Origin of the sequence: Candidatus Nitrotoga sp. BS (genome assembly GCF_927797785.1) — a bacterium.
Taxonomy (GTDB): domain Bacteria; phylum Pseudomonadota; class Gammaproteobacteria; order Burkholderiales; family Gallionellaceae; genus Nitrotoga.
In genome coordinates, this window is the sequence record NZ_CAKMLL010000062.1 from 1 (window position 1) to 22,639 (window position 22,639).

General features: G+C 45.8%; 18 protein-coding genes and 1 tRNA gene. 13 read left to right on the forward strand and 6 right to left on the reverse strand.

The annotated features are described in order from the left end of the window. Positions 1-203: 203 nt before the first annotated feature. Positions 204-1,337: an AI-2E family transporter gene (locus MJ769_RS07285; protein ID WP_239235753.1), complete on the reverse strand. Its 1,134-nt coding sequence runs from the start codon at positions 1,335-1,337 to the stop codon at positions 204-206. A gap of 100 nt (positions 1,338-1,437) precedes the next feature. Here MJ769_RS07285 and MJ769_RS07290 point away from each other — a divergent pair, with 100 nt between their 5' ends. The 3 genes from MJ769_RS07290 to MJ769_RS07300 all read left to right on the forward strand — a co-directional run bounded on the left by MJ769_RS07290 (position 1,438) and on the right by MJ769_RS07300 (position 3,694). Continuing rightward, a complete protein-coding gene (locus MJ769_RS07290; RefSeq protein WP_239235755.1) occupies positions 1,438-1,650 on the forward strand; it encodes a hypothetical protein in 213 nt (70 codons plus the stop codon). A 120-nt stretch (positions 1,651-1,770) separates the two neighbouring features. Then, positions 1,771-2,748: a glutathione S-transferase family protein gene (locus MJ769_RS07295; protein WP_239235756.1), complete on the forward strand. Its 978-nt coding sequence runs from the start codon at positions 1,771-1,773 to the stop codon at positions 2,746-2,748. 76 nt (positions 2,749-2,824) lie between these two features. Further along, positions 2,825-3,694, forward strand: a complete 870-nt coding sequence (locus MJ769_RS07300; RefSeq protein WP_239235758.1) for an NAD(P)-dependent oxidoreductase — start codon at positions 2,825-2,827, stop codon at positions 3,692-3,694. Positions 3,695-3,765: 71 nt separating this feature from the next. Here MJ769_RS07300 and MJ769_RS07305 read toward each other — a convergent pair whose 3' ends face one another. Together MJ769_RS07305 and MJ769_RS07310 are read right to left on the reverse strand one after the other, a co-directional pair. Beyond that, on the reverse strand, positions 3,766-7,512 hold the full coding sequence (locus MJ769_RS07305; protein ID WP_239235759.1) for a DUF748 domain-containing protein: 3,747 nt from the start codon (positions 7,510-7,512) through the stop codon (positions 3,766-3,768). An 883-nt stretch (positions 7,513-8,395) separates the two neighbouring features. Beyond that, positions 8,396-9,823, reverse strand: coding sequence for a P-loop ATPase, Sll1717 family (locus MJ769_RS07310; protein ID WP_239235761.1), 1,428 nt, complete (start codon positions 9,821-9,823; stop codon positions 8,396-8,398). 301 nt (positions 9,824-10,124) lie between these two features. Here MJ769_RS07310 and MJ769_RS07315 point away from each other — a divergent pair, with 301 nt between their 5' ends. Continuing rightward, a complete protein-coding gene (locus tag MJ769_RS07315) occupies positions 10,125-10,556 on the forward strand; it encodes a tyrosine-type recombinase/integrase (RefSeq protein ID WP_239235762.1) in 432 nt (143 codons plus the stop codon). Positions 10,557-10,569: 13 nt separating this feature from the next. On the opposite strand, the gene MJ769_RS07320 is transcribed toward MJ769_RS07315, so the two are convergent. Then, a tRNA-Lys gene (locus tag MJ769_RS07320) sits at positions 10,570-10,645 on the reverse strand. 553 nt (positions 10,646-11,198) lie between these two features. On the opposite strand from MJ769_RS07320, the gene MJ769_RS07325 reads away from it, so the two are divergent. The 3 genes from MJ769_RS07325 to MJ769_RS07335 all read left to right on the forward strand — a co-directional run bounded on the left by MJ769_RS07325 (position 11,199) and on the right by MJ769_RS07335 (position 14,091). Then, entirely contained in the window at positions 11,199-11,597 is a 399-nt protein-coding gene (locus MJ769_RS07325; protein WP_239235764.1) for an RNA-binding S4 domain-containing protein, read from the forward strand. Between the two features lie 353 nt (positions 11,598-11,950). Then, the gene (locus MJ769_RS07330; protein ID WP_239235765.1) at positions 11,951-12,361 is read left to right on the forward strand and encodes a DUF883 family protein; all 411 of its coding nucleotides are present in this window, start codon (positions 11,951-11,953) and stop codon (positions 12,359-12,361) included. Positions 12,362-12,858: 497 nt separating this feature from the next. Then, the gene (locus MJ769_RS07335) at positions 12,859-14,091 is read left to right on the forward strand and encodes an aspartate kinase (protein WP_239235766.1); all 1,233 of its coding nucleotides are present in this window, start codon (positions 12,859-12,861) and stop codon (positions 14,089-14,091) included. Positions 14,092-14,523: 432 nt separating this feature from the next. Here the strand turns inward: MJ769_RS07335 and MJ769_RS07340 are convergent, their stop codons facing one another. Next, the gene (locus tag MJ769_RS07340; protein WP_239235768.1) at positions 14,524-15,075 is read right to left on the reverse strand and encodes a TIGR00645 family protein; all 552 of its coding nucleotides are present in this window, start codon (positions 15,073-15,075) and stop codon (positions 14,524-14,526) included. Between the two features lie 322 nt (positions 15,076-15,397). Then, entirely contained in the window at positions 15,398-16,318 is a 921-nt protein-coding gene (gene cysB / locus MJ769_RS07345) for an HTH-type transcriptional regulator CysB (RefSeq protein ID WP_239235770.1), read from the reverse strand. 101 nt (positions 16,319-16,419) lie between these two features. Between cysB and MJ769_RS07350 the strand changes: the two genes are divergently transcribed. The 6 genes from MJ769_RS07350 to cysN all read left to right on the forward strand — a co-directional run bounded on the left by MJ769_RS07350 (position 16,420) and on the right by cysN (position 22,565). Next, positions 16,420-17,202 (forward strand): sulfite exporter TauE/SafE family protein, encoded by a 783-nt coding sequence (locus MJ769_RS07350; RefSeq protein ID WP_239235772.1) that lies wholly within the window; start codon positions 16,420-16,422, stop codon positions 17,200-17,202. 102 nt (positions 17,203-17,304) lie between these two features. Further along, positions 17,305-19,050, forward strand: a complete 1,746-nt coding sequence (locus MJ769_RS07355; RefSeq protein ID WP_239235774.1) for a nitrite/sulfite reductase — start codon at positions 17,305-17,307, stop codon at positions 19,048-19,050. 5 nt (positions 19,051-19,055) lie between these two features. Further along, positions 19,056-19,589 (forward strand): DUF934 domain-containing protein, encoded by a 534-nt coding sequence (locus tag MJ769_RS07360; RefSeq protein ID WP_239235776.1) that lies wholly within the window; start codon positions 19,056-19,058, stop codon positions 19,587-19,589. Further along, complete coding sequence (locus MJ769_RS07365) at positions 19,582-20,286, forward strand: phosphoadenylyl-sulfate reductase (RefSeq protein ID WP_239235778.1); 705 nt, start codon at positions 19,582-19,584, stop codon at positions 20,284-20,286. Before MJ769_RS07360 ends, MJ769_RS07365 begins: the two co-directional genes overlap by 8 nt. Positions 20,287-20,403: 117 nt before the next feature. Beyond that, positions 20,404-21,309 (forward strand): sulfate adenylyltransferase subunit CysD, encoded by a 906-nt coding sequence (gene cysD / locus MJ769_RS07370; protein ID WP_239235780.1) that lies wholly within the window; start codon positions 20,404-20,406, stop codon positions 21,307-21,309. A 2-nt stretch (positions 21,310-21,311) separates the two neighbouring features. Continuing rightward, complete coding sequence (gene cysN, locus MJ769_RS07375; protein ID WP_239235782.1) at positions 21,312-22,565, forward strand: sulfate adenylyltransferase subunit CysN; 1,254 nt, start codon at positions 21,312-21,314, stop codon at positions 22,563-22,565. Positions 22,566-22,639: the final 74 nt, after the last annotated feature.

The following is a 22,639-nucleotide window of genomic DNA, read 5'->3' on the forward strand; positions in this document are numbered from 1 at the left end:
ACAGCAAAACAACAACCAATTGAATCTATTTAATTAAATCTCCGGACTCTACTGATCTAACCTATTCGGCTTCTAACAGATGGCGGATTCAAGTTAGAAGTGCAACAGCCAGATTTAACTGTATCTCAAACCATGGTCTGTCCCCTCAAGGTTCACACTGAAAGTTCAGGTTTTGCTTCCTGCGTTGGTTCTACAGTTCGAAATCAGCCGCCCAACAGCTCACCGAAACTCTGCAAATTTTTTACATGATCACAGACGCATTTGACAACGAGCATCGCGGGTGTCGCAACGACAAGTCCGATCGGCCCCCATAACCAGCCCCAGAACAATAAACTGATAAAAACCACTGCAGCATTCATGGCCAATGTGCGACTGGTCATCAAGGGCGTCAAAATATTCCCTTGAAAGCTGGTGATGGCCAGCGAGACTGCGGCCACGATCAACGCCATCCCCAGGGTGGCGAATTGCAGAAAAGCGACCAAGCCGGTGGCGAAAAAGATCACCCCAGGACCCAGATACGGAACCATGCTGGCAATGCCGGCAAGCACACCCCACAAGGCGGCCTGCTCCACGCCCAACCAAATGAACGCAAGCCAAGTGCCAACCCCGACGAATACCGCACCGAACAGCATGACAAAGAAAAACAGACGCAATTGGCGGTTAATGTCTTCAAGAATTTCAACCGTCAGTTTCTTCTTGCTAAGCGTATTACCGGATATTTTCACCAACTTTTCTTTATACAGTCGGCCGGAGGCGAGGATAAAAAATACCAGCAGCAGAACCGAAATATACTGGCTCATGAATACCACTGCATTCATCGATCCACCAAGTAAATACTCCCGAAAGTCAAACGGATCGTCCTGAATTTGTACTTTCACTACGTCATTTGACGTCACCTTGTCAGCCTTTGCGGCGTCGGCACCGGCCGCTTTCTCGACTTGAACTGCGGCAGATTGCAGTTTTTCCAGTACTGAAGGCGATTTGTCGCGTGCGACGTCGTTCTCGCGAGTGAATTTCTTGACGGCGTTCGGCAGCTTGTCGAGGAGGGAAACCGCTTGTTCCTGCAATGAGCCGACGGCAAACCAGGACGCTCCGACCAGTGCAGACACAACCAGCAAAGCACCCACCCAGTGCGGTAGCCACAAGCGGCGCTTGAGGAATGAAACGATCGGATACAACGCGTAGCTCAGCAACATGCCAACTACAATCGGTGCAAAAAAACTTTGAGCCCATTCGAGAAATACGATCAGCGCCATAATCGTCAATGTGGCGAGGGCGGTACTACGGATATTGATCGGCGCACCGACGATTTTTTTGTCCGAGGTATTTGAGTCCATGGCGTGATGGCTGGCTGGCGTTTAAACGCACAGTGTAACAGCGTAAGGGATCGCTTGAGGGCAACACGGTTGCAGCTCAGAACAATCGCATGATCGTCTCATGTTGCAGTTTGGTGTAGGAAAAATGAACCACTTTTCCCAAGTTTATGAATATACTAAAGCTTGCTTAGCAGTCAAACACGGTAATAATCGATCTACAAATAACTGCATTCCGGCTCAGTTAACACGAAAAATCAATGGTTTTGCGGCGTTTTGGCGATTCAGACAAAAGACGCTCAGAGGTAAAGGTCAGCCCGGTGATGAAGAGGGTTGAACGGCGCGAGCACGAGATCAGGTTGGCTCAAAAGATCGTGGATTTGTGCAGATGCTCCAAGCAGTGCCCGGGAAGGTAGATGGAAACATTTTGCACGATGCGTATAAATAAGGAATTAAGATGGGAATATTAATCGATGGGAAGTGGCAGGACATTTGGTATCTGACGGAGGAAACCCAAGGGCGCTTTGTTCGTTCAGCGGCCCAGTTTCGTAACTGGATTACCGCAGATGGTTCTGCTGGGCCAAGTGGGCGTGCGGGGTTTAAAGCAGAAGCGGGACGCTATCATTTATATGTGTCTTATGCCTGCCCCTGGGCAAATCGCACCCTGATCTTTCGCAAAATTAAAGGTCTGGAAAAAATGATTTCCTTATCCGTCGTGCATTGGCATATGGCTGAAGAAGGCTGGACTTTTGACGACGGTGAGGGTGTTATTGCCGATCCACTTTTTAATGCAGCCTATTTACGCGATATTTATCTACAAGCTAACAACAGCTACTCAGGCCGTGTTACGGTTCCCGTTCTTTGGGATAAAAAGACTCACACCATTGTTTCCAACGAGTCGGCGGAAATCATCCGCATGTTTAACAGTCCTTTTGATGATTTAGGGGCTGCCGATGGCGATTATTATCCTGAAAAATTGCGCGAAGATATTGAGCTTCTCAATGACCGTATCTATGACACAGTAAACAACGGCGTTTATAAAGCGGGCTTTGCCACCACGCAGGAAGCTTATGAGGAAGCGGTGACTCCGTTATTCGAAACTCTGGATTGGTTAGAGCAAAGGCTGGCAACTCAACGCTATTTAACCGGCAATCAAATCACTGAAGCAGACTGGCGTTTATTTACAACGTTGACTCGTTTTGATCCCGTATATGTTGGACATTTCAAATGTAACTTAAAACGTCTGGTTGATTATCCGAATCTTTGGGCCTACACGCGCGATCTTTATCAACAGCCGGGCGTTGCTGGAACGATTAATATGCACCATATTAAAAATCATTACTATGGCAGTCACACCACTATCAATCCAAGCGGTGTAGTGCCTTTAGGACCAGTGCTGGACTTTAACGAATCGCATTCCCGCGATAAGCTATAAATCCAAGCTTAATTTTTATTTTCTATCAATTGGTAAAAAATAAAATCAACGTAAATTACATATCCAAGAAATTATTATGAAAACAGGCGTCATCGGTTTAGGAGCTATGGGTATCGGCATGGCTATGAATCTTTACAAAACAAATCATCTTCAATCTTTCTGGAATCGAAGTCCAGATCGTGCACAGAATCTGGCGGATCAAACAGGCCTTGTCGCTGCAGGTTCTCCAGCTGAAGTAGCTGAACAATGTGAGTTAATCATTATTTGTGTGTCACGAGATACTGATCTATTAGAAGTAGTCAACGCGATGTTATCAGGGGTGCGAAAAAACTCTGTGGTTATCGACACTTCGACGGTGAGTTCTGACACAGCGAAACAAGTTGCCGCCCTGTTAAAAACAGTTGGTGCGGACTTTCTTGATAGTCCGGTTTCAGGCGGTGTAGAAGGTGCGAAAAACGGCACAATGGCGATGATGATCGGTGGCGATGAAGCCGTGCTTGAATCGGTGCGTCCCGTACTTGAAACCATTGGTGGCAATATCGTTTATATGGGGCCGACTGGTAGCGGTCAGGCGACCAAAGCGGTGAATCAAATTATGGCAGCCGGGATTAACCAGGCTGTGACCGAAGCGTTAGCGTTTGGTCAGTCGATGAATCTAAATATGGATAAGGTGGTCGACGTGGTTGGATCGGGGGCAGCTGCAAACTGGTTTCTGGATCACCGTGGCAAGACAATGCTGCAGAATAAATTTGATACAGGGTTTAAGGTCGCCTTGCACCATAAAGATTTAATGATCTGTCGGGATATGGCTGAGAAAAATTCTGGAACGATACTACCCACCGTAGAAATGACCTTATCCAATTACCAAAAACTTATGGACGATGGTCATGGAGAGGAAGATATTTCTGCTTTGTTTCGGATAAAGAAAGGTATGCACGAAAAATAGCAGCTCAGGCTAATCGTCATTCAGTAACGTCACTTTTTTTCAGATAACGCTAATGCGGCACATGACACTTATCACTTCAACGTGAAATCGACACGGTTAGGCTTACCCTTATCCTTCATGGCTTCTGCCGTCAATTTGGGTGCCACTAGGAACATTCGCTCGTTCGCCACTTTACCTTGCTCTTCCAGATGTCGCTTGACCAACAATGCACGGTGCTCAGCTAGCGCCTTCAGTTCGTTATTGCCGATCGGTGCGTTTAATATCATTAAATTTTCCATTTCTTTCGGCGGTAGGGATTTTAAAAAGCCGATAAAATTGCGCGGTTTTGAAAACTTCTCTGCCTTGTAGGCTCGCTCAAGAAATTTTGGGTATTCCTCAGGACTGATAGTCACCTCCTCAAGGTTGACGGTAGCGCCATCAGATTTCAGACTGCGAATTTTTTGCGCCTTTATTTTTTGCGTGACATAGACACGACGGGCGCCATCACGATCGGTGACAGGGTCAACACGGCCGGCGATTTCCAGTTTAAGCGCAGGGCGATCATTAAGTGCTTTGGCCAGTGTAGCGAGCTTGGTCAGTGCCTCCGGTGTCAAGCTGCTTATGCCGGGTGCAAATTCTACATAACCCAGTTCATCACCACCGCCAAAAGCTGAGGCCAGCAGCGAGAACGGCGAAATGATGGCTTTGGTTATCAGATTAATGAAGACCTTGAAAATGATACCGCCAATGCTGAATTTCGGGTCGGATAGTGAACCAGAAATCGGCAGGTTAATGTCGATTTCACCACGGCTATTTTTCAACAGTGAGACAGCAAGTAACACTGGCAATTTGAGCGCATCAGGGCTATCCACCTTTTTGCCGAAGGTTAACTGATCGAGAAATATGTTGTTCTTGGCATTCAACTTGCCATTCTCGATATGATATTTTACATCGACTCTCAGCTTACCTTTGGTGATCGGATACCCCGCATATTTTGCCGCATAGGGTGTTAGACGAGTCAGTTCGATTCCCTGAGCTTTGGCTGCCAAGTCAAGAAATAGTAGGGTACCAAGCGGGTTGATCTTGCCGGTTATTTCCAATACGCCATCATCGTCAATTTTGCCATTCATAACGAGGTCAGCTGGTGCGGTGTCGTCAGACGCAACCTTTGAAACTGAGCCGGTCAGACCAGTCAGGTTAGCACTGTAGCTGGGCTTGATGAAGTTGTCGGAAAAAGAGATGTTGCCGCCTTGTAGTGTAGTTTGTCCAATGCGTATTAATGGTCTTACACTTGCCTTTTGAATGGCCGGAGCTTCGCCTGTCGCCTGCGCTGGGATAATGGCAGCCGCTTCTGAGGAATTGTCTTTTGAGGGTGTAGCTTGCGTCAGGCTGGTGGGGGTGAGCTGTCCCTGTCCATTTTTTGTTGCGATATCCTGTAAATTAATGTGCCCGTCGGCATTAACAATAATCCGTGCATAAAAGTCAGAAAGCGCAATATTACCTAGCGTTACTGCCAAGGGGTTTTTCTGTGTGTTGTTCTGTGCATTTATATTGCCGATGTACAACGATTTCCAACGTATGAAGTCATCGCCGCTGATTTTGTCCAATGTGTGGATATCGGCCAGATTAATTGAGCCAACGTAGCTAGCGCGCAGCGGTCGATGTTCAGGTAGTTGCACCATCAGCTCGCCCTTGGCACTAACATTGCCACTGGTAAAAATGGCATTGATCTGGTCTGCGAAGTAAGGCTGAAATGCCTTTACACCAAGCTTTTTGCTATCGATTTTAAGAGTTACGCCGAACGGACGTAATGTCAGGGTGCCATTAGCACTCAGATTGGCCCGCTTGTTGTGGCTAAGTTTGAGGGTCAATGGCGAGGGAGTTGAAGTGGCAGCTTCAGTCATTAGGGCAATATTTTCAAGTGTGAAGTCCACGTTACTCAGTTGCTGCACTGCAGCCTTGCCCTCATTTTGAGGTGCCACCTTGGCGTCGCTAAAGTGAATATCGGATTGCTCGACTTTCAGCTGCTTCAATGATGCCTCCCAAGCGCCGCGCTTGGCAGGCGTATCGAGGTTAGGCGTGGGGGTTTTTGTTGCACGGCGATTGCCTGCAAGCATTGCCATTAAATCTATTTCACCTTTTGAGTTGCGCTCGACTTTTATTTTGGCAGCATTAACGACTAGGCCATCGAGCACGGCGATTTGTTTGACGAGGTCAAACTGAAAGCCATCAAGCATGATGTCTTTGGCAGTGATGCTGCTGTTTTTTTCTTTTGGCAGCTTCACTTGCAGGTTGTGCAGGTGGGCACTGGCATTAGTGAGCACCAGATTAACGCCGCTTTCCGGCCAAGTCAGTTGATAAGGTAATTTGGCATCCAGCAGCGTATCTTCCAGTTCGGCGGCAAAAGCTGGGGCAAAATATGTGCGAAAGTGTTGCGGCTGCAGAGCCGTGATTTCCAAATCGCCTTGTAAAGATTTACCGTTGAGCATGAGGGCTCCCTGATGACTCAAGGTTTCACCCGCGTCGGTTTCTAACTTGATATTTACAAGTGCTGGCGTATTTCCTTCCGTGCTGAATTTAGACAGACTGGCATCCAGTCGCTTGATCGTCAGTGCCGCAGGGCCAAACGCAGGGTCAGTCGTGGCATCCTGCCAATTTATGTGCCCGTCCACAATCTCGGCACCGGCGAGCAAAAATTCAAATGGCTTGGACTCGGTGGTTGTGGCAGGCTGTTTGCTTGAAGGTACACCTGAGCTGTTGCTGGATTTTTCTTGCTGAACTGTCGAAGGCGATGTAAATGCATGCACAAGATTAAGCGAACCATCCTGCAGACGCTTCACTTGCACATCTGGCTTTTCCAGTTTAATTTCTCGTAAACGCACCACACTGTTCAACGGCTCCACGCTATCAAGCACAACCGATAGTTTGTCCCATTGCACCAACGGTGCTCCCGATTTTTCCTGCAGCTGTAATTTACTGACGCTGGCATCACCGCTGATGACGACACTTTGCGTGCTATCGCTTGTTTTAAAATCGACATTCAGGCGTGTATCCAACAAGCCGGAGACCAATTTGAAATTTAACTGAACGGGTACAAATGGCATATAGGTTGCCAGCGACAGGCCATCGATGTTGATCTGTGCTGAAGCGTCGTGTGACGTGGCAAACGGCTTGGCTTTAGCCTTGATAGCGAGTGGCGTGCCATTTAGTTTTGCGCTAAACGCCGGGAAAGTAAAAATCTCGACATCGCGCGGCAGGTTTGAAAGAAAGGGAATCGATAGGTCGAAATCTGAAATGGTGTGACGAGATTGCAGCACACGGTCGTCGAAATCAATGCGACCTTGCTGGATGTGAATATTGTTTAGCGAGAAACGTGCAGGCGCATTATCAGATTTTGGATTAGCCAAAATTTTGTTGACTATGTCCGAAAAATTGAAGCGGTTTTCTTCTAGACGGATGATGCGCACAACCGGTTGTGTAACTCGAATTTCATTGATTACGGGTGCCAAACGTCTAACGCTAGCCAACGAGGCATTCACGTAAAGTTCATCTATCGCCAGAGTCTTTTCTTGTTGTTGACCCGCTTCATAGATGGAGATGTCACGTATCGTTGCTGACAGCGTAAAGGGGTTAATATTGACTTCGCCGAAATCAACCTTTCGTCCTATTTCTTCGCCAATTTTTTTGGCTACAAATGATTTGACGATTGGTGGCCCGGCAAAAAAAAGAAGTGTGATTAAAACGAGAAAAACTATAACAACGATTTTGCCAATTGAAAGCAATTGTCGCTTATGCTTCTGAGTAAGGTTCAGTGCGGGTTTGCGCATAAAAGCCATCATAAGATTACTCGTTTTCCATCAAAATAACCGCGTCTTCAGCAGCTGGCTTAACGGATCAACTTTAAAACAATGTGATTATCCTGTCCGTATTAAGACTCTAGCAAAGAATCAATGGTTCACACCGAAACAGCTTTATGAACTTACCTAAAAAAGCCAAGAATGTTTGCCCATAAACCAAACAGTTTATGCCTTACTGTAAGTGCCATTTTCCATACCACCCAGGTCGGAGCCATCTAATCACAAGGATTACTGTGAATGGTCAAGTCTGGCAAGCAGCATCCTACCGATGCTGATGCATCATTTTCCACCACGGGTCGTGGTAGCGAGCAACGAAAAAATTGATTCAGAGAGCGAGATATGGCAAGAAAAACAAGGCTAATATTTTGCTACATTGTTTGACCGCCACCAGAATTATACTTTACACATAAAAAAGACCTACATTACTGCAAACTTTATAATTTATTTGGTGGATTGTGAAAGACTCGAACTCTCGACCAACGGATTAAAAGGCAGCATTAATAAATTAATAACTATTATATAACAACAACTTGAAAATATTTCCAGCTTAAAACAATGTCAAATCTGCCTAAATAAATGTCTATAACGCTCACTTAGACACAAATTTGGCACCATAAAGTTTATTAAATACCCATGGTCCAAGCTTGCCAAGTATGTAACAAATCCATTTTAGATATTTAGCATTTATGGCGGTTATATGCGCCTTGCCATAATGTTAAAACTAATAGTTTCCGTAAGCTATGTAGTGCGCTGGAAGAGATAAATCTGGACAATGGAAAGTATCTGTAAAATTATCATAATGTATAATCAGTCTAATCAATGGGCAACAATACTGCGGCAGTACCCGTAACTTTGGTTAACATGCTTATAAAATCTGAAGCGAACGGTACAATCCTCGATGGACAATAATATTTTCTTTCATGTTCAGTCGAGCATCTTTATTTTTATACCGGAAAACTTGGTGCGTTTGTTGCTTAGGCTGATTGCCTATAACACTAAAGTGAAACAGGGTTTCAAGTACGCGCTGATAATCGTTTGATGTTATTTTTCCTTCTGCCACAGCAAGCTCAAATTGCTGTTTAAATTCCTCTATCCTGATAGTCTGTTTTCGTAGAATTGTAAATAGATTTAAAATTTTGTGAATGTCCGGTATAACGCCATGAATTTCGTCTTCTAATTCGCTGCGAAGATGATTGGAAAATGCTGTATCGGCATCGGCCACAATTGCAGGTGTTATTCTGTTTAGATGTTTGTTATTGGCTTTTTCTGCACATATTTGCAAATATCGTATGTAATCTCGAGGTCGTAGAAATGAACTGCGGGTAATATAGTCAAAGATTGGCATTCCGCTTCTTTTTTGGTGACCATATTTCACGTCCCCACTTTCCATAATTTTCATCCAAGCTTGATTGAAGGTTAAAATCGAGCCATTTGGGTCAATGGCACGTGAGATTCGGAAAGCAAGCATGTTTTGTATAGAAATACGTTCCCAATCTAGGTCAATCCGATAATCAGTCCATTTAGTTTTGTCTGGATCTTGTAGTATCTCGTAAATATCATCCCGCAAGAAAATTACTGGGTAATATGCCCATTTTGAGAACTTCGATCTAACGTCTTGAGCAGCTTTAAAAAGACCAGTCAATAACTGAGTGTACCTTATGTGTTTTTCAGGCTCGGCAATGTCTTTATAATCTTCATCAAGTTCATCAAAAATAATCAAATATTTCGAATCGCCAAGATTCTGAATTAGAAACTTCTCAAGAACATCAACTCGTTCAATCCAATTTGAATTTTCTACTGTTATGTGCTTTTTGTTTCCGCCGATACCAAAACCGATCTCTAAAATTTTTACATCAAACTTAAAACCAGTCCATCGCTCAACTGCAGCAGGTAACGCGCTAGAAATATCATCATTAAACAAATTTTTTAGTTTATCTCTAACATCGCCAGCAACACTGTTGTTTTCAATTAATAACTTGCAAGTCGTAGAGTAAATCAAATATTTCCATAAAGTTATATATTGATTTGGCGAAGTAAATCCTTTGTCCTCCAGCTCATAGAACTTATTGAATGGAAAGTTTTTAAAGGTCAGCTTTTGCGAAAAAGTACATGCTTCTTTCTTTGTGATGAGATTTTCAGTAATAGCGGTTTTACCAGTGCCTTTCCTTCCAATTATATAAAGTTTTTTCCCATTAACAATACGATCAACTGTACGTGTGTGATAAAAATAGCGCTCGTTATCCTCCAATTTTGCTTCTAATTTCCATTCTTCAATCTCTTCAAGTACTGACATTATTTATCCTTCATTAATTCTCCCGCTCAAGTAACACGGGGGGCTCCAAATACATTACCCAACAATCTAACAGCAAAATCTCCTCGCTACTAGACTAAAAACTCAAGGCAGACGATTTTTGACAGCGCGCGCTGGGTGCTCGTCGGCCTAACCATTACATTTGAACCGTACGATGATGCACGAGGTAGAAGCACGCAGAATGGACAGACTCTCACCAAACTAGCTGCACTCCGTATAAAGACCAGAGTGCGGAGTGCGGTAGCATGTCAAGGCTGCGAAGAACCGAAGATTTGGCCTTTACATGCTGCGGCGCGCAGCAATACATCCCGATCAAGCCAAAGCGACAAAAGCAATTCACGTCCCGCTTAATTCGGTTGCAATGGCTGTATTACTTCAGCAGGTTGGTAAACACACCACAAAGGTATTCACGCGTTCAAGGGAAACCCAATTGTTGGGCAAACACACTTGCATGGCGGGCGCTCTAAAGCGTGTTGATATTGGGGAATTTAGATGGCACGATCTGCGGCATACATGGGCGAGTTGGTTGGCGCAACAAGGTACGCCCCTAAATGTTCTCAAAGGACTGAGTGGATGGGAGTCGGATGTGATGGTGAATCGGTATGCTCATCTGTCTAAACCGCAACTTATGGAACTTTCCGAGTTAGTTTCAAATGTCCTTGATAGCACAATTTTGGCACAATCCAAAAACAAAAAGGCTAGCAAAATTCGCTAACCTTATGTTTATTTGGTGGGTTGTGAGCGACTCGAACGCTCGACCAACGGATTAAGAGTCCGATGCTCTACCAACTGAGCTAACAACCCATAGAAAAATCTGAGGGGCGAATTGTAGGCAGACTGGCGAAATTGTCAAATTTTTTTCTGTTTTTAGCCCCTGTTTTTGGTGAACGTTAATGTGTCCCGTAACAAATAAATTATGCATGATTTTTCAGCAGGCGGATTCAAGTTCGAAGTGAAACATAGGTTGTAGCAGGCGTTCTCATTGCCTTTTAAAGTTTGATTGATACTTCTGACTGCATCGCAATCAGCCCCTTCCCCGCCCGCAAAATATAGCTGCCGCACAATCCTAATAACTACGTACCTGAACCCCTGATTTTCACAAAACGATAGCAGGTAACAGATATTTAAGGGCGCCTCTAAGTTTAAAAAAGACCAAAAACATACGCAGGCTTTGAATTGTTGTGCCTGAATAATATGCTATGTTATAGTTTTTATCAGGTAACTTGTAACTAGGTTATGTCACTGCTGGTTGATTCTAAAAAAATATCGCTATTGGACAATCTGGGTTGATAACAGAATTATTATTTGGAATGCTGCCTAAGTTTTCTACCCATCACGACTCTAAGGTATGAATGCCATGGACGAAAAAAATGATAACGCCAAGTTTCGTATAGACCAATGGCTGTGGGCTGCACGTTTTTTTAAAACGCGATCATTATCTGTGGATGCTTTAGCGTGCGGCAAGGTATTATGCAATGGCGTGCGTGTTAAGCCTGCAAAATCGGTTGTAGTAGGCGATGTGCTTTCTATCCGCCTTGGGCCATACCAATTCGTAGTAGAGGTGTTAGCTCTGTCCAGTAAACGAGGGCCCGCTCCCCAAGCGCAGATGCTTTACAGTGAGACGGAAGAAAGTCTCCTGATGAGGAAAACTCTATCTGATGAGTTAAAAGCACAACCGACACCCACTTTTCTCAAAGGAAGGCCAACTAAACGCGATCGAAGAGAAATTGAGAAGCTAAAGGATAGTGTTTGGTAATAATAACCTTGCACGCTTACTCTAGAGATACTGCCTGCTAATGGTGTTATTTTTGTTCTAAATTCGGTATGAATACTTGTTTTCTACATTTTCAGTGTCTGATATTCAGCTAAATGCCGGAGCATGCATAATGTACAGCATGTTGTGGCAGTACCGTTCCGCTGCATAAAGAAATTACCGCTTAAAAAAATTCGATGCTTTCTGAAATCTTGTTGGAGGGCTACTGTAATTTCCAGTTAGTCTTTGAAGTGTGTGCGTTAGCGAACAGACCGAAATTAAAAATTGTAAGAAACTTCCACTGAGTTCTATTACCGCCAATTTCACTCTAATCAAAATTAAAGGAGATAGTAATTATGCAAAATACAACTTCAACTAAAGTAGAAGACACAGTGGCCAACGCAGAAAAATTGGCTCATCGGACGGGAACCGCAGTTGGGAATGTTGTGGATGCTACAACATCCGCCGGAAAGCAGGTTGGAGCAGTCGCAAGTAGCGAAATGTCCAACCTGCGGGACGAATTAGATGATTTAATTTCTCGCATGCCTAGCTTATCTGATGTTGATTTAGAGGAGGCCAAGGATAAATTGATGGAGAAAATGGCATCTGCAAAAGTAGTTGCAAAAATCGTGGCCGCCGATGCGCGCAAACATTTCAATGATGGAGTCGATTGCTCCAGAGGATATGTTAAAGAACACCCTTTACAAGCAGTGGGATATGCAGCTGCAATTGGTTTTTTACTTGGTCTATTAGTTTCACGGCGCTAAATTGATTCGCTGCAGTGAACTTGAACTCCTAAGTTGAGATAAATGTCATGTTCATACAAGTCAATAAAGTAAAACAGCTGAGCTTGAAGGTTTACTGAATCCATAGGGCACCTCTAAAATTCCAATTTTGCGAGCAGCCGCTTTGCGGCTAGCCTGCTTACCTACTTCGTCACAGCTCGGCGTTACTCTAAAAAATTATCGCTTACATATCAAATATATGCTGCACTAAAATTTTATACTCGTGCCTTGTCTTGCTTAAAAAATTGAATTTATTAGAGGCGCCCCATTGTTATTCTTTGTGGAAAATTCAACTGTAGAAAGTATTATCAGTGAGTCGCTTGTCAATTGTAAAAAATCATTTCAGTTTTTCTAAATAAAACAGATAGCATGACGCATGCGCTTAACGGCATATTGTTGTGCCAGAAGCATTTGGAACTTGGGTTGCATTCTGGTTTTAGGTTAGAATTCACTCGGTTTTTTTCTGGGTATAGGAATTCGTGGCATTAATTGTTCAGAAATATGGTGGCACTTCGGTAGGCAGTCCGGAACGCATGAAGAACGTGGTGCGTCGCGTTGCGAAATTTAAAGCACTTGGACATCAAATAGTCGTCGTGGTCTCCGCCATGAGCGGTGAAACCAATCGATTGATCGGGCTGGCGAAAGAAATGCAAGCACAGCCTGATCCGCGTGAGCTTGATATGGTAATTTCTACCGGCGAACAAGTGACCATTGGGTTAGTGTCGATGGGGTTGATGCAGGAGGGATTGAAGGCTAAAAGCTACACGGGTGCGCAAGTCAAGATTATCACCGACAGCGCTTTCACCAAGGCACGTATTCTTAGTATAGATGAGCAAAACATTCGCGCCGATTTGGCTAACGGATATGTGGTTGTAGTGGCAGGGTTTCAAGGCATAGACAGCAAGGGAAATATTACCACCTTGGGACGAGGTGGTTCTGATACTACTGGAGTGGCTATTGCTGCAGCGCTTCACGCAGACGAATGCCAGATTTATACCGATGTTGATGGCGTATACACTACCGATCCTCGCCTAGTGCCGGAAGCACGCCGCCTCAAGACCATTACCTTCGAGGAGATGCTAGAGATGGCTAGCCTCGGCTCCAAGGTATTGCAAATCCGCGCCGTTGAATTTGCCGGGAAATATAGGGTTAAGCTGCGCGTGCTATCAAGCTTCGATGAAGAAGGCGATGGTACGCTGATCACTTTTGAGGAAAACGATAAGATGGAACAGGCGATAATTTCAGGTATAGCCTTCAACCGTGACGAAGCCAAGATCACCGTACGCGGCGTACCGGACAAACCGGGCATTGCTTACCAGATACTGGGGTCCATAAGTGAAGCCAATATTGACGTGGACATGATAATTCAGAACGTCGGCGTGGATGGTACTACTGATTTTTCCTTTACCGTGCATCGCAATGAATTCGATAAAGCGATGGATATTCTAAAAAACCAAGTGCAAAGTCACATAGGTGCACGAGATGTAGTGGGCGACAATAAGACTGCCAAAGTATCGGTAGTTGGCGTCGGAATGCGTTCGCACGTCGGTATCGCCAGCAAAATGTTTCGCACCTTAGCGGAAGAGGGAATTAATATTCAGATGATTTCCACTTCGGAAATTAAAATCTCCGTTGTTATTCATGAAAAATACCTGGAGTTGGCTGTGCGCGTGCTTCACAAGGCATTCGATTTGGATCAAGAACCAGCATAGCGGTATTTTTTAATACAGAGCATTTTATAAACATCCAATTTTGCGGGCAGCCGCTTTGCGGCTAGCCTGCTTACCCGCTTCGTCACAATACAACGTTATTCGGAAAAAATGATCGCTAACATATCAACCATATGCCGCGCTCAAATTTTCACGCGTGCCTTGTCTTGCTTGGACATTTGAATTTTTAGAAGCACCCTAAAGAAATTAGTCTGAACGAGGAGTGTTTGCACTACATGACTGGTAGTGGGTAAGCACTTCGATAAGTGCGAGATGAACAAGAGGTTTTAGCTATCATTGCCGGAATGCTAGCCAGAAAGGATCGAAAAAGCACGGGTGCTTCGTGCCTAACCTCTGAGCATAGTTTTGGATGACGTCGAATACAATAGCGCGCCACCAATGGCATCCTCCTTGAGAGTATGTGTTCCAACATAATCATTTGTCAGTGCTCACTGATGCTATTCGTACAACGTGGGGTATCGACATGAGGCGATCAATGTAAGCCATCGCAATCGCTGAAGCCACGAATGTCACGTGTATCATGGTTTGCCACAACAAGGTTTTTTCGTCCAGGTTCGGGGCATTGATAAATGCCTTTAGCAGGTGAATGGATGAGATGCCGATAATGGCGGTGGCCAATTTTATCTTAAGCAGATTTGCATTGACGTGCGATAACCAGTCCGGTTCATCTGGGTGGCCTTCTAGATTTAAGCGGGAAACGAAAGTTTCGTAACCACCCACGATCACCATAATGAGGAGATTAGAAATCATCACCACATCGATCAAGCCGAGAACGATTAACATGATGTCGGATTCACCAAGGTGCGGAACTTTTTCAACCAGGTGTATTAGCTCTACCATGAAGTGAAATACGTAAACGCATTGAGCAATAATTAATCCAAGATACAGCGGCAATTGCAGCCAGCGGCTCCCAAACAAAATGGCCGTCATCGGTTTATAACGTTTGTACGTACTTTTTTGTTGCATGATTTTCCTTGAGTGGTGTTGCTATATTTAGAATGTTGTGTCGCTTTTGTGTTGTCATTGGTTTCGGATACGCCCACTGTCGCATTGAAGTAACCCGGCACAGCAAAGGACAGAAAAGCAAAGCGCCATCCGCCGTATGATAACCTCATTTCGTTTATTCGCAGTTACGAGCCCCCCTAAAAATTCAATTTTGCGAGCAACTGCTTTGCAGCTTGCTTGCCTGCTTACCTCGCCTCATTACAATGCGGCGTTACTAAAAAAATAATCAATTACGTATCAAGCATATGTAGCACTTAATTTTTTTACTTATGTCTTGTCTTGCTTAAGTGCGCAGGGCTTTAGTCACGACTTCGCGGGTAAGGTGAGGGGCAAATAGCTCGATGAAGTGATATGTAAAGCCGCGCAGGAACTCGTTGCGACGGATGGCAATGCGCGTCGTGCTGGATTGAAATAGATTGCCAGTATCTATCGTGCGTAAAAGTGTATCTCGTTCTGGAATAAATGCCATTTGGGCGACTATGCCGATACCTAAGCCTAATTCCACATAAGTTTTAATTACGTCTGCATCAATAGCAGTGAGTACGATGTTTGGCGTTATGTTGTGTGCATTGAAGGCGGCGTTGATTTTACCGCGTCCACTAAATGCGAAGTCGTAAGTGATAATGGGATATTGAGCAATTTTTTTCAGCGTCAATTTTTTTTCCGCCAATAGCGGGTGCCCAATCGGCACCACGATACAGTGGTGCCATTCATAGCAAGGCAAGGTTGTCAGCTCGCCGTACATAATAAGACTTTCAGTGGCGATAGCGATGTCTGCTTCTCCATCAAGTACCTGCTGCGCAATTTGAGTGGGGCTACCCTGATGCAGGCTGAGTTTAACTTCTGGATAACGCTTAATAAATTGTTTGACCACTGGCGGCAAGGCATAGCGTGCCTGGGTATGAGTGGTAGCGATGGTAAGTGAGCCACTACTCTGGCTGCGGAATTCCTGTCCCACTTGTTTTAAGTTACCTACATCATGAAGCATGCGCTGGGCAATTTCGAGCACGGCCTTGCCGGGTTCGGTGATTGCGGTGAGGCGTTTGCCATTACGCACAAATATCTCGATTCCCAATTCCTCTTCCAAAGATTTTATCTGCTTGCTCAGCCCGGGTTGCGAGGTGTAAAGCGCTTTCGCTGCATCGGAAATATTTAGTTCTTGGTGAACAATCTCATGCAGGTAGCGCAATTGTTGCAAATTCATGGCGAATTTTCTTATAACAATAAATTATAAAATACTAACATATTGTTATTTGATAACCATATGGAGGTAGGCTACTATGCGCGCCGATTTAGGGAGTTTAGATGGATTGGCTTTATACATTTTCTGGTTTTGTGGTCGGCTTTGTCGTCGGCGTAACCGGTGTTGGCGGCGGCTCCTTAATGACACCGTTACTCGTGCTTGTGTTCGGCATTGCCCCGGCCACGGCAGTCGGCACTGACTTGCTGTATGCGTCGTTGACAAAAATGGGCGGCATTTGGGTTCATGGGCGACGCGGCACCGTAGATTGGAAGGTGGTTAAGCAGCTGGCTATGGGCAGCTTGCCCGCCGCGTTGCTCAGTATGGCGCTGCTTCATTATTTGGCGTTAGACGAGAAGCATCTGAAGTCGCTGATTACCAGCGTATTGAGTGTTGCATTGCTGCTGACTGCTATGGCACTGCTGTTCAAGCCATATTTGACAAAGCTCGGGAAACGCCCGGATGGTGTGATGTTTGAACTGCATGCGCATCATTTAACCGGTGCGACTATATTAACTGGTGCGGTTTTAGGTGTGCTGGTAACCATTTCATCGGTTGGTGCAGGTGCGCTGGGCGTGGTGGTGTTGTTGTTCCTGTATCCGCGCGCACCTATGGCGAAGATCGTCGGCACTGATATTGCACACGCAGTGCCGCTTACTTTGGTCGCCGGGTTGGGTCACGCCGCGCTAGGTACGGTAGATTACGGGCTACTGGGCAGTTTGTTGCTGGGTTCGTTGCCTGGAATTTATCTGGGCAGCCATATTGGTATAAAGATCCCAGACCAGGTGTTGCGCCCGATTCTGGCGACCATGTTGACTGCTATTGGTGTCAAGTTGATGCTGTACTGAAAATTATTACTTGATTGATAAAATGTGTTTTTAAAATGGGCCGCAGAGGCAAGTTTACTTAACTTGGCTTTATAATACGCCGTTATGTAAGGAAATTGAAAAATGTATAAATACGATTTTTATGACCAACAAATTGTTGATGAGCGCGTAGTCCAGTATCGTGACCAAGTGCGCCGCCGTTTGTCAGATGAACTGTCAGAAGATGAGTTTCGTATGCTGCGATTGCAGAACGGACTTTATATGCAAATCCATGCCTATATGCTGCGTATCGCAGTGCCCTATGGCATGCTGTCCTCTGCACAGATGCGCATGTTTGCGCACATAGCACGCAAATACGATCGTGGCTATGGTCACTTCACAACGCGTCAAAATATCCAATTTAATTGGATCAAACTGGAGGAAACACCGGATATTTTAGCTGATCTTGCCTCAGTTGAAATGCACGGAATTCAGACCTCTGGTAACTGCATCCGCAACATCACATCCGATGAATATGCTGGCGTTGCGGCAGATGAGATTATTGACCCGCGCCCGTATGCCGAAATTCTTCGCCAGTGGAGCACTTTCCATCCGGAGTTTGCCTACTTGCCGCGCAAATTCAAAATCGCAATAAATGGTGCAACCGAAGACCGCGCCGCGATCGCGGTGCATGATATCGGGCTGTCCGTGCTCAAAAATGAGCAAGGTGAAATTGGTTTCCGGGTGTTGGTAGGTGGCGGCACGGCACGCACACCTATTGTCGGTAGCGAAATATGCGGCTTTTTGCCATGGCAGCATGTGTTGACGTACATTGAATCCATAATGCGTGTTTACAACCAATATGGCCGCCGCGACAATATGTACAAGTCACGCATCAAGATACTGGTTAAAGCCATCGGGATTGAAGAGTTCAGACGTCAGGTCGAAGCAGATTGGGCTGATATAAAAGATGGTCCAGGCACTTTGACGCTGGAAGAGCTAAACCGTGTCGCGGCCTACTTTACAGCGCCCGCTTATGAATCATTACCGGAAAATGATCCTGCTGTGGCGTTATTCAAGGCCGAAAACAAAGCTTTTGCAAACTGGTTACAACGCAACGTGAAGCCACACAAGATTCTTGGCTATGCAGCTGTGGTGCTGTCTCTTAAAAAAACGGACATAGCGCCGGGAGATGCGAGCGCGGAGCAAATGGATGTTGTTGCAGATATGGCAGATCGTTTCAGTTTCGGCGAACTGCGAGTCACGCATAAGCAAAACTTGGTGCTGGCCGACGTTAAACAATCTGACCTTATCCGCCTTTGGGAAGAATCAACAGAGCATGGCATGGCGTCGCCAAATATTGGTTTGCTAACCGATGTCATCTGCTGCCCCGGTGCAGATTTCTGCACCTTGGCATTTGCTCGATCGATCCCGCTGGCAAAATTGATTGCAGAGCGTTTCGACAACCTCGATTTTCTTCATGACATTGGTGAAATCGAGCTTAATATTTCAGGTTGCGTCAATGCTTGCGGACATAATCATATTGGCAATATTGGCGTTATCGGTGTCGACAAGAAGGATGGTGGTGAGTGGTATCAGGTGTCGGTTGGTGGTGCACAGGGTAACGATACGGCAATCGGTAAAATAATTGGCCCATCCTTTAACTTTCAACAAATGCCTGAGGTAATTGATCGGCTGCTGCAAGTTTATGTGCGTGAGCGCTTTGAAGAAGAACTTTTTATCGACACGGTACGCAGGATAGGCATGGCACCTTTTAAAGAATATGTGTATGCAACACCGATCAATACAGAAGGTGCGATTGATAAAGATGCTTATGGGTTTATAAATAAGCCAGATAATTATACAGTTCAACGTAAATCGAGGTTTTAACAAACATGATTATTAAAAATAAAGCCATTGTCAGCGATGATTGGACCATCCTCCGTCTGAGTGAAAATGAGACGCCAGAATCAATCACCGTTCCTGCCGGCAAAATGATTGTTCCGCTCACAGTGTGGCAGGCGCAACGGGATAATCTGCAAGCTCGTGCTGAGCTGGGTGTCTGGCTTGCCAGTCATGAGAGGCCGGAAGAGTTGAAAGGCGAGGTGGGAAAATTTGATGTCATCGCTGTTGATTTCCCTAAATTCGGGGATGGCCGTGGTTATTCAATTGCTTACAATTTACGCGCCCGTCTCGGCTATGTTGGCGAATTACGTGCTATCGGTGATGTGTTGCGTGACCAGATGTTCTACATGCAACGCGTCGGCTTTGATTCATTTGCGCCACGCCCGGACAAGAACATCCATGATGCACTAAAGGGTTTGACTGACTTTTCAGAAATCTATCAAATTTCTTTGGATCAAAAATTACCACTATTCCGTCGTGTAAAACGCGATGGAATTGCAACAGCAGGTTCCGCAAATGACTGAGTTTCAACAAAAAATTGATCAAGTACGCTCTGTGTTGGCGGATGCTGTGCACGACTACGCACCCGTTATTTTTGCTAACAGTTTGGGAGCGGAAGATATGGTGCTGACCGATTTGATCGACAAATATCAGCCCGAGATCGAAATGTTTAGCTTGGACACCGGCCGTCTGCCGCAAGAAACTTACGACCTGATGCAAGAAGTTCGTGCACATTACAGCGTGCCGCTGCAAATTTTTTTCCCCGAGGCTCAGCGGGTCGAAGAGTACGCTGCCCAAAATGGGGTGAACGGCTTTTATGAGAGTGTCGAGCTGCGTAAACGCTGCTGCCATATTCGCAAGGTAGAGCCGTTGCGTCGCGCTCTATCCGGCAAACGTGCCTGGATTACTGGTATGCGTCGTGAGCAAGCGCCCACGCGGGATGTTTTGCAGGTATCCGAGTTTGATGCCGATAATGGATTGCAAAAATTCAATCCGCTACTCGACTGGAGTAATGCTGATGTGTGGAAATACCTCAAGCAGTTTGAGGTGCCCTACAACAAACTGCATGACCGTTTTTTTCCCAGCATTGGTTGCGCACCCTGTTCGCGTGCTATCACACCGGGCGAGAATATCCGCTCCGGGCGCTGGTGGTGGGAGGATACGCAAAATAAGGAGTGCGGTTTACACGTGAACAAGATCACTCCGATCAAGCAGGTATAGTCTGTTTCGGGCTTCGGTAGGTGTCTAAAAAGGTGTGCCTTATCCGCTCGCGACATTTTATTTGTTGAACCATAAATTCAGTTATTTTGAGTTTGTATTTTTAGAAGTTGAGGAAAAATGAGTAATCAATCTTTTACCCATCTGGATGTGCTGGAAAGTGAATCTATCCACATCATGAGAGAGGTGGCGGCAGAATGCAAAAATCCTGCGTTGCTATTCTCAGGCGGCAAGGATTCCATCGTTATGCTGCGCTTGGCAGAAAAGGCTTTTCGCCCGGCGCGCTTGCCTTTCCCACTGGTACATATCGATACTGAGCACAACTTTCCAGAAGTAATCGCTTGTCGCGATAAGCTGGCAGCAGATTTGGGCGAACGGCTAATTGTTCGTTCGCTGGAGGGCTCGATCAAAAAGGGCACGATTGTGCTGAAAAATGCAGATCAGGGACGCAATGCTTTTCAGTCTGTGACCTTACTGGAAACGATTGCCGAGTTTGGGTTCGACGCTTGTATTGGCGGTGCACGCCGTGACGAAGAGAAAGCACGAGCCAAGGAGCGCATCTTTTCTTTCCGCGACGAGTTCGGTCAGTGGGATCCGAAAAATCAGCGTCCAGAGTTGTGGGATACATACAACACTCGGGTGCATGCCGGGGAAAATATTCGCGTGTTCCCGATCAGCAATTGGACGGAAATGGATATTTGGGAATACATAGCACGCGAGAAGCTATATATTCCCGACATCTATTACGCGCATGAGCGCGAGGTGATTAACCGTGATAATGGGATTTTGCCCGTGTCCCATCTGGTGCAACCGAGGCCGGGTGAAAAAGTGGAAAAAATGATGGTGCGTTTCCGTACTGTGGGCGATATGACTTGCACCTGTCCGGTAGCGTCACATGCACGCAACGCGCAGGAAATTATTGAAGAAACGGCTATCACACGCATTACCGAGCGCGGTGCGACACGTATGGACGATCAGACCTCTGAGGCATCCATGGAACTGCGCAAAAAAGAAGGTTATTTTTAATTATGAGCAATACCACACAGCTACTTCGTTTTATCACTGCCGGCAGCGTTGACGATGGCAAAAGCACGTTAATTGGCCGCTTGTTACACGACTCCAAATCTATTTTCGAGGATCAACTTTCTGCCATTACCAAAACCAGCGAGCGGCGCGGCGGAATGGGCGCAGTGGATTTGTCACTGCTCACCGACGGTTTGCAGGCGGAGCGTGAGCAGGGAATTACCATTGACGTCGCTTATCGTTACTTTGCTACGCCCAAGCGCAAATTTATCATCGGTGACACGCCAGGGCATGAGCAGTACACGCGCAACATGGTTACTGCAGCCAGCACAGCAAACCTTACGGTCATTTTGATTGATGCACGCAAGGGCGTGCTTACGCAAACACGCCGCCATACTTATATCGCCAGTCTGGTAGGTGTGCCGCACATTGTGCTGGCCGTTAACAAAATGGATATGGTGGATTATTCGGAAGAAACGTTCGATGCGATTTGCGCAGAGTATCGTGCATTTGCCGCCCAGCTAGGCCTGCATGATATGACCTGCATTCCAATGTCGGCATTAAATGGCGACATGGTGGTGGAGCGCGGCGAAAATTTAAATTGGTATCAAGGCAGCCCACTATTGGAACTGCTGGAAAATGTGGTGATTGACTATGATATCAACACAACCGATTTCCGTTACCCAGTGCAATGGGTATGCCGTCCGCAAACGCAGGAATACCACGATTTCCGCGGTTACATGGGGCGTATTGAGTCGGGCGTTATCACAGTGGGCGATGAAATTACTATCCAGCCTTCCGGTCGCACCACCAAGGTGAAGGAGATCGTCACCTACGATGGCAACCTGCAAAGCGCTCGCGCGCCACAATCGGTTACGCTAACCTTGACGGATGAGATCGATATCTCGCGCGGCGATATGTTCGTGATGTCTGCCACTATGCCGCAAGTTTCCAAGGAATTTGAGGCTATGCTGTGCTGGCTGTCTGAATTACCGCTTGATCTGAATCGAAAATACATAATCAAGCACACCACGCGTGTAGTGAAATGTTCGTTTGCGCGCCTTGACTATCGTGTGGATGTTAATACGCTGGAACAACACAGTAGCGCCACACTCAATATGAACGACATTGCCCGCGTGGCGATGAAGGTGCAGCTGCCGCTGGTATTTGATAGCTACATCAAAAACCGTTTTACCGGCAGCTTTATCGTCATTGATGAGGCAACGAATAACACCGTTGCGGCGGGAATGATTACATAACCTGCAAACTTCACAAATTCGCGTGCTGGCACGATGAAAATCGTGCCAGCCGTGACAGGCACCCATTTACGTCC